The 15705-nt window shown below is 59.6% G+C and carries 14 protein-coding genes; 6 read left to right on the top strand and 8 right to left on the bottom strand.

The window, feature by feature from the left end; genetic code table 11:
• Positions 1-32: 32 nt before the first annotated feature.
• From PKC81_RS01160 to PKC81_RS01180, 5 genes are all read left to right on the top strand, one after another.
• Positions 33-758 (top strand): OmpA family protein, encoded by a 726-nt coding sequence (locus tag PKC81_RS01160; protein WP_324332786.1) that lies wholly within the window; start codon positions 33-35, stop codon positions 756-758.
• 14 nt (positions 759-772) lie between these two features.
• Positions 773-2176 carry a TolC family protein gene (locus tag PKC81_RS01165; protein WP_324332788.1) on the top strand — a complete coding sequence of 468 codons (1404 nt, stop codon included), beginning with the start codon at positions 773-775 and terminating at the stop codon, positions 2174-2176.
• 227 nt (positions 2177-2403) lie between these two features.
• The gene (locus PKC81_RS01170; RefSeq protein WP_324332789.1) at positions 2404-4539 is read left to right on the top strand and encodes a type I secretion system permease/ATPase; all 2136 of its coding nucleotides are present in this window, start codon (positions 2404-2406) and stop codon (positions 4537-4539) included.
• Positions 4540-4541: 2 nt separating this feature from the next.
• Positions 4542-5636, top strand: coding sequence for a cell wall hydrolase (locus tag PKC81_RS01175; protein WP_324332790.1), 1095 nt, complete (start codon positions 4542-4544; stop codon positions 5634-5636).
• Positions 5633-6916 carry an HlyD family type I secretion periplasmic adaptor subunit gene (locus tag PKC81_RS01180; RefSeq protein ID WP_324332792.1) on the top strand — a complete coding sequence of 428 codons (1284 nt, stop codon included), beginning with the start codon at positions 5633-5635 and terminating at the stop codon, positions 6914-6916. The genes PKC81_RS01175 and PKC81_RS01180 overlap by 4 nt, the downstream gene beginning before the upstream one ends.
• A 7-nt stretch (positions 6917-6923) precedes the next feature.
• On the opposite strand, the gene PKC81_RS01185 is transcribed toward PKC81_RS01180, so the two are convergent.
• The 8 genes from PKC81_RS01185 to PKC81_RS01220 form a co-directional block, all read right to left on the bottom strand.
• Positions 6924-7991, bottom strand: a complete 1068-nt coding sequence (locus PKC81_RS01185; protein ID WP_324332794.1) for a transglutaminase-like cysteine peptidase — start codon at positions 7989-7991, stop codon at positions 6924-6926.
• Positions 7992-8113: 122 nt separating this feature from the next.
• On the bottom strand, positions 8114-9586 hold the full coding sequence (locus tag PKC81_RS01190; protein ID WP_324332796.1) for an FAD-dependent oxidoreductase: 1473 nt from the start codon (positions 9584-9586) through the stop codon (positions 8114-8116).
• The gene (locus tag PKC81_RS01195) at positions 9576-10256 is read right to left on the bottom strand and encodes a TVP38/TMEM64 family protein (protein WP_324332797.1); all 681 of its coding nucleotides are present in this window, start codon (positions 10254-10256) and stop codon (positions 9576-9578) included. The genes PKC81_RS01190 and PKC81_RS01195 overlap by 11 nt, the downstream gene beginning before the upstream one ends.
• A gap of 28 nt (positions 10257-10284) precedes the next feature.
• On the bottom strand, positions 10285-10794 hold the full coding sequence (ssb, locus tag PKC81_RS01200; RefSeq protein ID WP_115550451.1) for a single-stranded DNA-binding protein: 510 nt from the start codon (positions 10792-10794) through the stop codon (positions 10285-10287).
• Positions 10795-10833: 39 nt separating this feature from the next.
• Positions 10834-12684: a ferrous iron transporter B gene (locus tag PKC81_RS01205; RefSeq protein ID WP_324332799.1), complete on the bottom strand. Its 1851-nt coding sequence runs from the start codon at positions 12682-12684 to the stop codon at positions 10834-10836.
• Complete coding sequence (locus PKC81_RS01210) at positions 12681-12923, bottom strand: FeoA family protein (protein WP_324332800.1); 243 nt, start codon at positions 12921-12923, stop codon at positions 12681-12683. The genes PKC81_RS01205 and PKC81_RS01210 overlap by 4 nt, the downstream gene beginning before the upstream one ends.
• Positions 12924-12967: 44 nt before the next feature.
• Complete coding sequence (locus PKC81_RS01215; RefSeq protein ID WP_324332801.1) at positions 12968-13645, bottom strand: COQ9 family protein; 678 nt, start codon at positions 13643-13645, stop codon at positions 12968-12970.
• On the bottom strand, positions 13646-14533 hold the full coding sequence (locus tag PKC81_RS01220) for a DMT family transporter (protein ID WP_324332802.1): 888 nt from the start codon (positions 14531-14533) through the stop codon (positions 13646-13648).
• Positions 14534-14608: 75 nt separating this feature from the next.
• Here PKC81_RS01220 and PKC81_RS01225 point away from each other — a divergent pair, with 75 nt between their 5' ends.
• A complete protein-coding gene (locus PKC81_RS01225; protein ID WP_324332803.1) occupies positions 14609-15703 on the top strand; it encodes an alkene reductase in 1095 nt (364 codons plus the stop codon).
• The last annotated feature ends 2 nt before the right edge of the window (positions 15704-15705 follow it).

Genomic DNA, 15705 nt, shown 5'->3' on the forward strand with positions numbered 1-15705 from the left:
GATTTTACCGAGACCAGACAGGGAGCAAGACTATGAAAAATAAGCTTCTAGCCGCAGGAGGTATCGCGTTAACCATGTTTTCCGGCGGGACGGCCTATGCCCAGGCCAGCCCGCGTTCGCCGCTTAACGACCTCGGGGTTTCCGAGCTGCGGTCGGAACTCACATCGCGTTACGATGCTGCTGTTACCATGACGCAGGATAGCAATGTCGTCCGATCGACGGACAGCAAGTTCCTGTGGGCATCGGAAACCAAGGTGTGGTGCGGTATCGCCATTGGTTATACCAAATCCTCCACCAAGGACGAAGAAAGCATCAACAAGTGCGATGCATTCTATGCGCGCATGAATGCGGCTCCGCCGCCGGCGCCCGCACCCTATGTTCCACCGCCACCAGCGCCGCAACCGGCTTGCACCGCATCGCGTACGACCGAAGTGTTCTTCGACTGGAATGTTGATGTTCCGGCCGGTGAAGCCGAAACAACCTTGCAGGCGATTGCCCAGAACCGCGCGCAGTGCGGCTGGGGCCCGCTGACCATTACCGGCCATGCCGATAAATCGGGCAGCGATGCCTATAACAACGCGCTGTCGCAACGCCGTGCCAACAACATCGCCGCTGCGCTTGAGCGTCTGGGCGTTCCACGTGGGGACATGACTGTTGTCGCCAAGGGCGAAGGCCAGCCGAAAGTCGATACCGCTGATGGTGTTCGCGAACCGGCAAACCGCCGTGTTGAAGTTCTCGCGCAAGACCGCGGCAATTGATTGGGAGTGTGATCATGAAAAAGAGCATAAAAGCCAAGCTGATGCTTGCGACCCCCGCCGCCTTGCTGTTCACCCTTTCGGGCACGGCATATGCGCAGAGCGTTGACCTGAAAAGCGCGGTCGAGGTGGCTGTTGAAAGCCACCCCGAAATCAACCAGGCCGCGATGAACAAGGAAGCGATCGAATTCGAACGTGAACAGGCGCAGGGACTGTTCCTGCCCCGCATCACGGTTGAGGGTTCGGTTGGTATCCGCCGCCTCGAAAACCCGACCCGCCGGGCGCTTGGGATCGAAAATGACGAACTCTATCCGATGGAGGCCGGTCTGCGTGCCGAGCAGATCATTTTCGACTCTGGCAATCGCGCCAACGAACTGAAGCGGCAGGCGTCGCGCACCGATGGTGCTGCCTATCGCGTAGACGAGCGGTCGCAGTTCATAGCATTGCAGGTGTCGCGCCAATATCTCGACTATCTGCTGCAACAGCGGATTGTCGCCGCATCGCAGGACAATGTTGCCTTCCACAACAAACTGGTTGGTGATCTTCGCGAAGGCGTGACCAAAGGCTCGATCAGCATCGCTGACCAGCAACAGGCCGAAGAACGTCTGCAATCGGCTTTGGCGCGCTTGACCGAAGCCGAGCAGGACATGGTCAATACCGCCATCGCCTTCCGCACGCTGACTGGTCTTGATATCGATAATAGCGCGACCTTGCCGCCTTCGCTGCGCGCAAACCTGCCCGCGTCGCTTCCCGAAGCGATCGAAAAGGTTCGTCTGCAGAGCCCGAAAGTGCGCGAAGCACAGGCCGATCTGGATGCCGCACATGCGGTTATCGGAAAAGCAAAAGCCGATCTGGGACCGACAATCTCGCTGGAGGGCAATGCCCGTATCGGCGATGATATTGACGGTTTCCGTGGAGAAACGAATGACTTGCAAGCCCGGGTGGTCGCACGCTGGCTGATCTTTGACGGCGGCATAAACCGCGCAAAGGTCCAGGAAATGGTTCGCCGGGCAAGCGAAGTTCGCTTCCGCCTGCACCAGTTGACCCGTGAAGCTGAAGAGGATGTCCGCGTATCGTGGAACGCCTGGACCAGCCAGGGCAAACTGGCCGGCGAACTTGACCGGCAGAGCAAGGTTTCGGACGACTTGCTGCTTTCCTATCGGGAACAGTTCAATGTCGGTCGTCGCTCGCTGCTCGACGTGCTCGACGCGCAGAACACCCGCTATAATGTGCAGGTGCGTGCCGAAACTGCGCGCTTCGCCGAGACCTTTGCAGAGTACAAGATCCTGGCTGCCGCCAATGAGCTGATGCAGGCCTTGGGTGTGGGGGCTCGCCCCGATGCCGAAGCCAATGCCCGCGAGCGGTTCAAGGTCGGCCCGACTCCGCCGGCAGAACTAGATCGCAGGCGCTATTCGAACTGACGTCATGACGGATCGCCGAGGAGTTCAACCCGATCGGCGATCCGCAAAACAAGGTAAACAAGCTTCGAGGCGCCACAATATTATTGATATAATTCAATAATTTGTGGCACTAAAATCGACAATGTTGGTTAACCCGTTTTTGACTCTTCGAAAGTGCGTCTAGTGGAAGCTGCCACGACGGGACTTTGGTCCGGACTCGCCGATGCAAAATGTACAGGAGTTGGCATTTGACGCTGGAAGAGTGGCATAATACTCCGCCGCAAGGTGACGAGTTGCTTGCATGCATCAGCGTGCTGGCGGCGCAGAACGAGCGTCCGTCTTCGCCCGCCTCTATCCGTGCCGGCCTCGCGCTGGACGAAGCTGGCCTGCTGCCTTTCCATCAGGCTGAGACCGCACTTGACCAGATTGGGCTGCGCGGCGAAGCCACATCCCGCCGCTTGCGCGGCTGGCAAGAACGTGACCTGCCTGCCATACTCCTTGCGGGCCCGGGACGCGCGCTGATATTGCATGCCATCAATGGGACTGCTTTCGAAATTCAGATGCCCGGAAACCCGGATCGCATCTGGGTCGAGCGTCAGGCACTCGAAGCAGTTTATGCCGGACAGGCTGTCATCGTTGATCCCGACCCAAGCCGCGACCGCGAAGGCGAACGCCCCTGGGAGAAGGTCCGCCGCAACCATTGGTTCTGGCACGAAGTCTGGAAGGTCCGCAAATCCTTCCTTTATGTGATGCTGGCCGCATTGGTGATCAATCTGCTCGCCTTTGCCCTGCCGCTGTTCACGATGAATGTGTATGACCGCATCATTCCCAACAAGTCGGTAACCAGCCTTTGGGTGCTGGCTTTTGGCGTGGGGATTGCAATCTCGGTCGAGTTCGGTTTGCGGCTGGCACGCACCCGTTTGGTTGATGAACTGGGCCGCGCCCTTGATGCCCGTTTATCGCAGCGGCTGTTTGAAAAAGTGCTCAATTTACCGATGTCCGAAAAGAAGGGCAGCACGGGTGCTTTGGCCCGCCGCGTCACCGACTATGAAATGGTCCGCGATTTCTTCGCGTCGACCACGGTTGTCCTGATCGTCGACATCATATTCCTGTTCCTCTTCGTTGCGCTGATCGCCATACTTGCAGGCTGGCTCGCGCTGATCCCTGTCGTCGCCATCATCGTCATGGCAACGGCCGGCTTTCTGCTGCAAAAATCGATGGGCCAGGCTGCGCTCGACGCACAGGCGGATTCCAGCCTGCAGCAATCAGCGCTGATCGAATCAATCAGCGGCATCGAGACGCTGAAAGCCTGCCGCGCCGAAGGCCGGATGCTCGGCCGCTGGCAACGCTATTCAGCCGCGAGCGCGCAAACGCAGGAGAAGTTGCGTAACCTGACTGCAACTGCGGTCAATCTTGCCGCATTCTGCCAGCAGGCAACCAATATCGCGCTGGTCATTGGCGGTTTCTATCTTTTCAGCGCCGGTGCAATCTCGATGGGCGGCATTATCGCCATCGTTATGCTTGCTGGGAAATCCTTGTCGCCCGTCGGCCAGCTCGCTTTCCTGATGACACGAGGACGCCAGGCCTTTGTTACCCTCGCCAGCCTGCAAACGCTGATGGAGCAAAACGACGAACGCGAAAAGGGTAGCCGCTCAGTTGTGCCGGTAATCTCGCAGGGGCAAGTCGAACTCGACCATGTCGGCTTCAGCTATCCGGAAGCGGGCAAGGAATCGCTCTCTGATATCAACCTGAAAATCAAGCCCGGCGAGCGCATAGGCCTGATCGGTCGTGTGGCATCGGGTAAATCGACACTCGGACGCCTGATCTGCGGGCTCTATGAACCGACCGAAGGCAGCTATCGCATCGACGGCCTCGATAGCCGCCAGCATCACCCGCACGAAGTCCGCGCCGCTCTGCGCTTTGTCGGGCAGGATGCCGAACTGTTCAGCGGCACTGTGCGCGAAAACCTGTTGCTCGGAGCGCGAAATCTGGATGAAGAAAGGCTCCTCGAAGCTGTTGCCGCCTCCGGTGCCGACGGCTTTATCGGCCGCGATGCCGCCGGTTTTGACCTGCATATTGGCGAGCGTGGATCGCGCCTTTCCGGCGGGCAACGCAGCTTCATGGTTCTGGCCCGTGCTTTGGTCGAACCCTGCAAGTTGCTGTTCCTCGACGAACCTACCGGCGCGATGGACACGCAAACCGAACGCCTTTTCATTGATCGTCTCAACAAGGCCATGAAGCCAGAGCAGACGCTCATCGTTTCCACCCACCGCAACGCCATGCTCGCGATTGTCGATCGTCTTATCGTGATCGACAAGGGTCGCATCATCGCAGACGGGCCGCGGGATCAGATACTTGCCAAGGCTGGCTTGGCGGGAGAATGACCATGCACGCATCCCTGTTAGACGCGACCAAAGACCATGCAGCGCCTGAAAGCGCCAAAAGGTCCAACCGACCTGTCCTGATATTCTTCGGAATATTGACCGCCCTCGCCCTGCTTGCGGTGACGCTTCGCGATACTGACCTTTCACGGCTGCCTGCGATATTGGGGCTGGGCGAACCTGCACAAGCAGCATCTGTGCCGCAGATGAGCGAAAAGGAACGGAAAGCACTGCTTTCGATCACCGAAGAAGCGTTGGAAAAGCCGGAACTGATTGGCGAGGATGCGCTGGCGAAGAATGAAGCCTTACCCTTCTCCGACGCCCCGATTCTCGCGGCCAAGCCGTTTGCGATCCGCAACTATTTTTCGGGCGCTGGGCTAACGGCTCTGCAATGCATGACGCAGGCAGTTTACTACGAAGCCGCTTATGAACCGCTTCAGGGCCGCCGCGCGGTCGCACAGGTCGTGCTCAACCGCGTGCGCCACCCGGCCTTCCCCAACTCTGTGTGCGGCGTCGTTTATCAGGGATCGAACCAGCGCATTTGCCAGTTCAGCTTCACCTGTGACGGCTCGCTCAACCGCAAGCCTTCGGCTGCAGCCTGGGCCGCTGCCGAAGCGGTCGCGCGTGAAGCGCTGACCGGCTATGTCGAGCGCTCGGTCGGGCAGGCAACGCATTATCACGCCAACTATGTCTCGCCTTACTGGGCCCCCAAGCTGACCAAGATTTCGCAGCTGGGCGCGCACATCTTCTATCGCTGGCCCGGCAAATGGGGCATGCCCGGTGCCTTTACGGCAAGCTATTCGGGTGTTGAGGGAATCCCTGCGCTGAACAATCTTGCGGCCCTTGGTGAAGAAGGCCTCATGACCGAACAGCTGACCGTTGACCAGCAAACCGAAGCCCTCGCGCGCTCGAAGCTTGCGCCCGAACTGGTGCCAATGCGCGCCGCCGAAAATGATGTCGGTGGCCGCCTTGATATCAGCAAGGGCTGGACATTGAGCATTCCTGATCCGCGCGAAACCCGCGGTGCATCCGCTGCCATCGCGCAGCGCCAGTCAAGCGGTGGTGCGGAAACCCCGAAACCTGCTATGGGTGGTCAATGAGAGCTTTACTCGATTGGTACAGGGGCCAGAGCGGCTCACGCCAGATCATCGTTGCCGCGACCGCAGGTTTCCTGCTTTTTCTGATCTGGGCGAGTTTTGCGCAGATTGACGAAGTGACCCGTGGTCAAGGGCGGGTGATCCCGTCGAGCAAGATGCAATTGGTGCAGGCAGCCGAGCCAGCCACGATCAAGGATATTCTGGTCCGTTCGGGCCAACGCGTACGCAAGGGCCAGTTGCTCGTTCGCCTCGACGACACCGAATCGTCGTCACAATTGGGGCAGATTGCCGCCGAGAACCGTTCGCTTGCTGCCCGTGCAGCGCGTCTGTCGCGTGAAGGCGGTGCAGGCGGGGACTGCCCGCCGAATCCGGATGGCAGCATTCCGGAAGAATGCCGTCAAGAAGCAGCATTGGCATCGGTGCGCGCATCCGCCTTGCGCAGCCGTATCTCCGCCATGAGCGCCGCCGTCGAGCAGCGCCGCCGCGACTATGGCGAAGCGCAAGCGACCGTCGCCAGCCTGCGGCAGAGCCTGCAACTCGCCCAAAATCAAGTTAACATGCTGGCTCCGCTCGCTGCCAAATCGATTGTTCCGCAGACTGAGTTGCTGTCCGCACAGCGTGAAGTGACCGATATTCAGGGTCGCCTTGCTGCTGCCCAGCAAGCCGCGTCGCGCGCGCAGGCGGCTATCGCCGAAGCGCAGGCGCAGGCTTCCGAAGCCGGTTTCCAGTTCAAACAGGAAGCGCTCGACGAGCGTAGCCAGATCGCCACCAAGATGGCGGTGAACGAACAGTCGCTGAAAGGCGCTGCGGGCCGCGTCAACCGGGCTGAAATCCGTTCTCCCGTCGATGGCGTGGTCAACGATGTACAGGTAACCACCATTGGCGGCTTCGTGCAGGCCGGTGAGAAGATCATGCAGGTCGTGCCGGTGGGCGACAAGCTGCTGGTCGAAGCCCGTGTTACCCCGAGTGACATCGCCTTCATCAAGGTAGGGGACCGGGCAAATGTCAAAGTGACTGCTTATGATTTCTCGATCTATGGGGGCCTGTCGGGTCGCGTGGTCCAGGTCTCCGCCGACAGCATTTATGACGAGGTGACGAAAGAAGCCTATTTCACGGTGGTCGTCGAAACCGACAAATCCTATTTGCTGTCGGCAGGCAAGCGCCTACCCATCAGCCCCGGCATGATTTGCGATGTCGAAATCATCACCGGTCGCAAGAGCATCCTCAGCTACCTGCTGAAGCCTCTGATCAAAGCACGCTCGGAAGCGCTACGCGAACGGTGAGTCCGACTCAGCTGCTGAGCGCTGCGATACGGATCGGGGCTGGCTGAACGACTTCTGGTTGAGCCGCATAGCCATGCAGCCATGCCTTGCCCGCCGAATAGCTCATCACCGGACGGTAGTCGCGGATAGTGGCCGCATCGACAATGCGGTCGGTGTTGTTGTCGAGCACCATCAGGCGATCACCGTTCCGCACCACAAGCAACGCATGGTCAGCGCGGCGGACCAGATCCTTGGCGATGACGAGGAACATGTCGCCCCGGGCAACGCCGGCTGCTTCAAGCAGTTTCATCTTGGCGATGGCATAATCCTCGCAATCGCCCTGCCCTGCGCGTAGCGTTTCGGTCGCTGTCGCCCAGCGATCGGCGACCTTGAAGCGAACTGCGTCGTCGATAAAGTTGACACGGCGGTTGACCCAGCTGTTGACCAGCTCGATCTTTGCGCCCTGATCAAGGCCTCGGGCCTCGCCAACTACGCCTCGCCATGGTCCGGCACGCCCCGACAACCCCGACGCCTGTGCGCGCTGCCATTTGCTGTCGAGCGGGGTGCGCCCGACCGAGAGAGCGACACTGCCAAAGACATTCGGCTTGCTGACATCGATCTTGGGCAGCATCAATCCGGGCTGCATCTGCGGGCGCCGCATGATCGAAACTGCGGCCAGACGCGACACCCACTGCGTGGCACGTGCACGCGGATCCAGATCGGGTTCGGGCGCAAATGTCGGCAAGCGGGTGAACGCCATCGCTGTACAAGCAGTTGCGGGAACCGTTGTCGGCCCTGCGGCGGGTGCCAGCATCGCAACCTGTTGAACGGGCGCGGGCGCTGCAGCCGCAGCTTGCTGCGCACGAAGCTCATCAAGCTTGCTACGCGCACCGCCCAATATCGCCTCTGACTTTGTCGGCGCTAAAGCCGGAGCCGCCATGGCCATATCATAGCCGACCGGACAGCTTTGCTCGGTTGCGGGAAGGGGCACGATCAGTGCCCAGGCCGAAGCCGGGCAAAGACTGGCTGTCAGCACAGCCGTGGCAATGGCAAGGTGCGCGCTGCGCTTCGTTCCGCTGGGAGCATGGGTTTTCATGCTGCCCTAAATTGCAGGGAAAGGAGAATTTAGCGTTGAACGCTATGGTTGATAAACATGGTCGACAAACTGCGACGAAAGAGGGTTAACGGCTGTTAGCGAAGATTGTTTAGCGGCGGAAATCAGCCACGCTGCCAATCGAACCAACGCTGTGCCAATCGTTGCAGGCGCTCTGGTTTCCTTGCCAGGCGATATTGTCCGGCAGCAAATTTGTTCGCCTCACTCCATGTCGGGTAACTATGAATCGCCGCCATCAGCTTGCCGAGCGTCAAATTGTGCCGCATCGCAAAGACCAGTTCTGCAATCATCTCGCCGGCATGGCTGGCAACAATGGTCGCCCCCAAAATCCGGTCCTTGCCGGCAACAGTCAGGATTTTGACGAAACCTTGCGCCTCGCCATCGGCAATGGCGCGATCGAGATCGTCGATATCATAGCGGGTGACATCATAGCTGATGCCCTTTGCCGCCGCCTCCGCTTCGGTCAGACCAACGCTCGCCACTTCAGGATCGGTGTAGGTGACGCGCGGCAGCACGCGGTAATCCGCCTTGTAGCTTTTGAACGGGCGGGCCAGCGCGTTGACAGTCGCGTACCAGGCCTCGTGACTTGCGCCATGGGTGAGTTGCTGGTTCCCCGCAACGTCGCCGGCGACAAAAATGTGCGGCATCGCGGTTGCCAGTTTTGCATCGATAGCCATTCGCCCGTCGACCACCAAGCCCAGTTCCTCCAGCCCAAAACCGCTCACACGCGCCTTGCGCCCGACCGCAATGATGACTTCGTCATAGGCAATCGCCGATTGCTTGCCCTCGGCTTCGACCACCAACTGTTTCCCGCTATCAAAGCGCACCGCCTTGTGCCGGATACGAACATCAACGCCCTCTTGCTTCAGCGTCTCCGTCACAAGGGCAGCAGCATCGGCATCTTCTTTCAGCATCAGCCGGTCGGCCATTTCGACCAACGTCACCTGACTGCAGAGCCGCTGGAACGCCTGCGCCAATTCACAACCAATAGGGCCACCGCCCAAAATAGCCAGACGCTTTGGCGCCGTTTTGCGCGTGGCCATTTCTTCCCACAGCTTTTCGCTGGTGAGATAGCCGCTTTCCTCAACACCGGGGATGGGCGGCACAACCGGCGCAGCCCCCGTAGCGATGACGAAGGCCTTTGCGGTTAACCGCTGGCTGCTGCCATCGGCTTTGGCAATATCGACCGTCCATGGATCGACAAAACGCGCATAGCCCGTAACGCATTCGACACCGAGGCCGGTATAGCGTTCAATGCTGTCATGCGGCTCGATTGCGGTGATAACGTCGCGAATGCGTTGCATCACGCGCGGAAAGTCGACTGTTACCTCGCCAGTTTCAATCCCATAACGCGCTGCATCGCGTGCGCTATGTGCCACGCGCGCGCTTTTGAGCAGCGCCTTTGAAGGTACGCAACCGGTATTCAGACAGTCGCCGCCCATATCGTGCGCCTCGACCAAGGTCACCTTGGCCTTGGCCATTGCCGCGATGTAGGAAGATACCAACCCCGCAGCCCCCGCCCCGATAACGATCAGGTTACGGTCGAACTTGCGCGGTTTGGGCCAGCTAACGGGCATTGACCTTCTTCACCGCCGCGACCAATCCGCGCGCAATCCACGGGAAGATACCAAGCAGCACGAACGAGCCGATGAGCGTGGGTGAGAGAAGCCCCGCGGTCGAATCGACTTTGCTGATCTGCGTGCCCGCATTCACAAAAACGGCCGTTGCGGGCAGCATGCCGATCTGGCTCACCCAGTAAAAAGTGCGGGTTTTGATCCGTGTCAGCCCCATCAGCAGGTTGACCACAAAGAAGGGAAAGAGCGGGATCAGCCGGATTGTGAAGAGATACATTGCCCCGTCGCGGGCAATGCCATCATCGATTGCCTTGAGGCGCTCGCCAAATTTCGATTGCACCCAATCACGCAACAGGAAACGCGCCGACAGGAAGGCAAGTGTCGCGCCTATCGAAGAGGCAAAGGAGACGACGATCGTGCCAGTGACCACACCGAACAACGCCCCCGCTACCAGCGACATGATCGCCGCCCCCGGCAAAGATAGGGCTGTGACGATGACATAGATCAGGAAAAAGCCGCCAATATAGAGCAGCGGGCTGGCGTCCTTGGCCGCGATGATCTGCGCCTGCTGCGCCTTGAAGGCATCGAGGCTGAGATACTGGCCAAGGTCGAACCAGAAATAGGCCGCAATCGCCACCGCAAGCAGAGCCAGCAGGGCGATGCGCTTGTTCATGCTGTCAGAACCCTAGTGGGCATGCCGATCAAAACGGTACATCATCGTCAAGGTCGTCGGAGAAGTCCCCGCCGCCAAAGCCTGCAGATCCACCTTGCCAGCCGCCGCCAGACTGGCCGCCACCACCGCTGGAAGGCGCACCGCCACCGCTGCCCCAGCCTTCGTTGCCGCCGCCCGAGCCGCCTTTAGCGCCATCGAGCATCACCAGCTTGCCATCAAATCCGCCTACGCTGATTTCGGTCGTATAGCGATCATTGCCCGACTGATCCTGCCATTTGCGGGTACGCAACTGGCCTTCGATATAGACTTTGGAGCCCTTGCGCAGAAAGCGTTCGGCAACGCCGACCAGCCCGTCGGACTGCAACACGACGCTATGCCATTCGGTGCGTTCTTTCTTTTCGCCGGTCTGGCGGTCTTTCCAGTCTTCCGACGTCGCAATCCGCAAATTGCAGATACGGCCGCCATTCTGGAATGATTTCACCTCGGGATCCGCGCCCAGATTGCCGACCAAAATAACCTTGTTGACGCTGCCCGCCATATTGTTCCTCGCCTGTCTAAATTGGGATTCTGTCGACTGCTATAAGCCGAAGGCACGGGCTGTCCAATAAGTAATCCCGGCGGCAACATAGGCAAGCGCAAAGAGATAGGTGACCATGAAGATGGGCCATTTCCAGCCATTGGTCTCGCGTCGCGTCACAGCGATGGTCGAAATGCATTGCGGCGCAAAGACGAACCAGGCGAGGAATGCGAGAGCAGTCGCCAACGACCAATTGCCCGCCAGCTTCATACCCAGACTAGACGCCTGCTCCTCTTCATCATCGGCATCTATGGCATAAGCGGTAGCAAGCGCCGACACAGCGACTTCGCGAGCAGCCATGGCCGGGATGATGGCAAGTGCAATGTCGTGGTTGAAACCGATGGGCTCCACCGCCGGTTCGATGACCGAAGCGATACGGCCAGCCGCCGAATATTCGACCTGGCTCTCGCTGCTGCCAACCGGAACCTTGGGGAAGCTGAGCAATGCCCAGAGGACGATGGTGGCAACGAAAATGATCGTGCCCGCCCGGCGCAGAAAAACCAGCGCGCGCTGCCACAGCCCCAGCGCGATATCGCGGATCCGCGGCAGTTGATAGCGCGGCATTTCGATGAGGAAGCTGCCCCCGCGGCTTTGCGTCACAAAGCGCTGGATGACCGCGGCGGCCAGCATCGCGCCGACAATGCCCGATATGTAGAGCGCAAACAGCACAAGCCCTTGCAGGCCGATGCCGGGGCCGACAGCGGCCGAAGGAATGAAGGCGCCGATGATCACCGTGTACACGGGCAAGCGCGCCGAGCAGGTCATCAGCGGCGCAATTAGAATTGTCGCCAGCCGCTCCTTCTGATCCATGATCGACCGGGTCGCCATGATGCCGGGAATGGCGCAAGCAAAGGAGGACAGCAGCGGAATGAAGCTGTGCCCGGACAGGCCTACCGCCGCCATCATCCGATCCATCACAAAGGCGGCGCGGGTCATATAGCCTGATGCTTCGAGCAGCAGGATGAAGAGGAAGAGGATCAATATCTGCGGCAGGAAAACGACCACCGCCCCGACACCGGCGATCACGCCATCGGTGAGGAACGAGCGGAAGATGCTATCCGGCACCGCGCCGTTGATCGCATCAGTCAGCATCGCAAAACCGGTTTCGATCCAGCCGATCGGCGCCTCTGACCAGGCATAGACCGCCTGGAACATCACAAACAGCAAAGCGAGCAAGACGACTATGCCGCCAACAGGATGCAACAGGACATTATCGAGCCGCCGCGTCCATTGTCGGCCTTGTGTTTCGCTGACAATTGCGGCGCGTGAAATTTCATGCGCACGCTTGGTGATTTCCGCGCGTCCTTGCGGCACCTCCGGCGCATCAATATGCGTGCTCAATTCCTGCGCAAGCTCGTCGAGCAGTGCATCGAGCCCGCGTTTGCGCACCGCAACGGTCGGCACCACTGGCACGCCCAAGGCAAGTGCGAGTTTCTGTGCATCAAGCTCCAGCCCATCGCGTGAAGCAAGGTCGACCATGTTGAGCGCAACGACGGTCGGCAGGCCCTGCCCGATCAGTTCAAGCGCGAAGCGAAGATGGTTGTCGAGATTTCCGGCATCGACGACGACGATCAGCGCGTCCGGCCGGCGCTGCCCCTCAAATCGCCCCAGCACAACATCACGGGTCACCGCTTCATCGAGGCTGTCCGGCTCAAGACTATAGGCCCCGGGAAGGTCGATCAGTTCCACCGGGCGTCCGTCGGCAAAGGATGCGCGCCCCGATTTCCGCTCAACGGTAACGCCGGGATAGTTGGCAATTTTCTGGCGGGCACCGGTGAGCGCATTGAACAGTGCGCTCTTCCCGGCATTGGGATTGCCGACCAAGGCGACCAGAGGCACCGCTTCGGTCATGCTACAGGCTCACAGGCAATGGCGATGGCTACCTTGCGGCGTAGCGCGACAGTCATGCGGCCAACCCGAACTGCAATCGGATCGCGCCAGAACAATATGCCCTTGTGCAGCGCCTCCACCGTCACCCCGGCGTCAAAGCCCAGCGAACGCAAGCGATGGCCTTCGGTTTCCGGAATCGCTGTCCAGTCGATCGAAGTGATGCGGGCCGAAGCCCGAATGGGGAGGGTGTCGAGATTCACGTGGGCTTTTTGATAATGTTTCGCAATAAAGGCAAGTGCATTATCTAACGCGGCGGATAACGCAAACGTCCGATGAAGCGCGACAGGCTCGGCATATATTCGCGCCGTTTCTTGGCCTGCGCCTTGGCCTTTTCGAACCGCATCACATTTTCGATACGCCGGTCGAGGAAAGCGCGTGTCTCGGCAAAACCGTCACTATCGTCGTTGACGAACACCGCCAGCGTCGAGGCATAGACCGCCGAGAGCGTCATCCTTTTGGTATAATGGTTGAAATCGGTCGCGGTATCGCCGACCAACCGCCACATCCGGTCTGCGCTGCGCCAGCCGATGCGTGCGGCAGCCGCGACATTTTGCGGCATGGCCATGATCGCCAGTGCCCGGCGTTGGCCTTCACGATCCGGGGCTGCAATTTCGAGTCGGGTGGCGACCAGTGCAGTTATCCGTTCACGAATTTTCATCGCAGCAAGTTTTTCGGGTGGCAGGCGGTGCGCCATTTCGGCATCGACCGAACCAATCCAAGCCTCGATCAGCGCCATCGGGCCGCCCTTAAGCGCCAGCTTCGCCAGACCTGCATCGACACCGATTTCGAAAGCGGCGGCCTCAACCGCTATATCATTCCAGCCATCAAAGGCTGCATGCGCTGCTAAACGCGGAGCGACAGCCTCGCGGATTTCATCGAGCGTCGGATCGGCGGGAAGCGGTGAAGAAGCCATGGATCCCATCTAGGCCTTTGCCCGACCTTCGGCAAGGCGAACGAGCACCAAAGCCGCCATAACCATCGCCCCGCCGATATAATCGAGTGGCGTGAGGGCTTCGTCAAACGCTGCCCATCCTGCAAATGCCGAAAGCGCGGGCTGCAGTAGCAGCGCCAGTCCTATGATCAGCGGACTGAAATGCGGCAACGCATAGGTCAGGAACCCCTGCCCGAGTACCTGGCTCGACATTGCGAGGATAATCAATGGTGTCCAATTGCCGGGGACGATTTGTTCGCCCGCAAACCAGGCTACCGGCAACAGGAACAACGCCGCCGAGCCCGATGCCAGCGCCAAGGACGACCAGCTTTCGGTGCTTTCTCGTACCCGGATCATCGCGAGCAGATAGAAGGTATAGAACAGCCCCGCGAGCAGGCTCAGCCAATCGCCTTCGAAATGCTCGGGCGAGATTTCAAAACTCTGCCCCATCAACAATGCCGCGCCAGCAAAGGCGAGCAATATGGCGGCGCCCTGCAGCGGCGGGGGAAATTTGCGTGCCAGGAAAATGCCATAAATTGCCAAAAGCAGGCTGGCGCAATTGGCGAGCAGCGTCGCGTTGCCGAGCTTGGTCTTGAAGATGCCGATATGCCAGGCGACGATATCCACCGCAAAGAAGAAGCCCGCGAGCAGCACCAGTCCTAATAACCCCTTGGGCATCGACTGAATGCGAAAGCCTGCCCGATACCCGATAAAGGCCAGAAATGGCGTCGCTAGCGCCAACCGCCAAAATCCGGTCGCAATTGGTCCGGTATCTGACAGACGCACCAGCAACGGCCCGAACGCAATGCAGACATTGCCTGCAATCAATGCCGTAAAAGCAAGCGCAGGGGCCTTTTGAAAGATTTGCTTTTCCGCCATAAACCCCCGTTGCAATTTGCAACCCGTATCCGCATGTTAAAAGGCAAGCAACGCCAATAGGGAAAGCAAGCGACCATGACCACCAGCCTTTTTGATCCAATTCAGCTCGGCGCGATCCACGCCCCCAACCGCATACTGATGGCCCCGCTCACGCGCGGGCGCAGCGAAGGCGTGCACGTACCGATCAGCGCGCTGAAGGCCGATTATTATGCCCAGCGCGCAAGTGCAGGCCTGATTATCGCCGAAGCAACCGGCATCACTCAGGAAGGCTCGGGCTGGCCCGCAGCCCCCGGCATCTGGTCCGCCGAGCAGGTCGAAGCCTGGAAACCGGTGACCGAGGCCGTGCACAAGGCCGATGGCCGCATCATCCTGCAGCTCTGGCATATGGGCCGACTGGTACACCCCGATTTCCTCGGCGGCGCGCAGCCGGTTTCGGCTTCGGCGACGACAGCACCCGGTTATGCCCATACCCCGACAGGCAAGAAGGACTATGTCGAGGCACGCCCGCTACGTCTTGATGAAATCCCGCGTGTCATCGGCGATTATGTCCATGCGGCAAAGAATGCGATGGCGGCGGGATTTGACGGCGTGCAGATCCACAGCGCCAATGGCTATTTGCTCGACCAGTTCCTGCGCGGTAATTCCAATCTGCGTGACGATGACTATGGCGGCTCGATTGAAAACCGTATCCGCCTGACCACCGAAGTCGCACAAGCGGTATCAGACGCTGTCGGCGCCGACCGCACCTCGGTCCGCCTCTCGCCTAATGGCGAAACGCAGGGCTGCGACGATAATGACCCGGTTGGCCTGTTCACTGCCGCTGCCGCCGCTTTGCAAAAGATCGGCATCGCCTTTCTTGAATTGCGTGAGCAAAAAACCTTCGGCAATTTCGGTACCAGCGACGTACCGCCGGTATCGCCGCACATCCGCAAGGTCTTTACTAATCCGCTGGTGCTCAACCAGGAATATACGCTCGAAACCGCCCAAGCCGATATTGCGAGTGGCTTGGCCGACGCCATCAGCTTTGGTCGCCCCTATATCTCCAACCCGGACCTCGTCGAGCGCTTGCGCGCGGGGGCCGAAGTGGCACCCGACAATTTCAAGACCTGGTATTCGCCGGGCGCAGAGGGCTATACCGACTATCCGACGCTGAAGGCCGAAGCGGCCTGAGC

The organism is Sphingorhabdus sp. (genome assembly GCF_035329025.1).
Lineage (GTDB): Bacteria > Pseudomonadota > Alphaproteobacteria > Sphingomonadales > Sphingomonadaceae > Sphingorhabdus_B.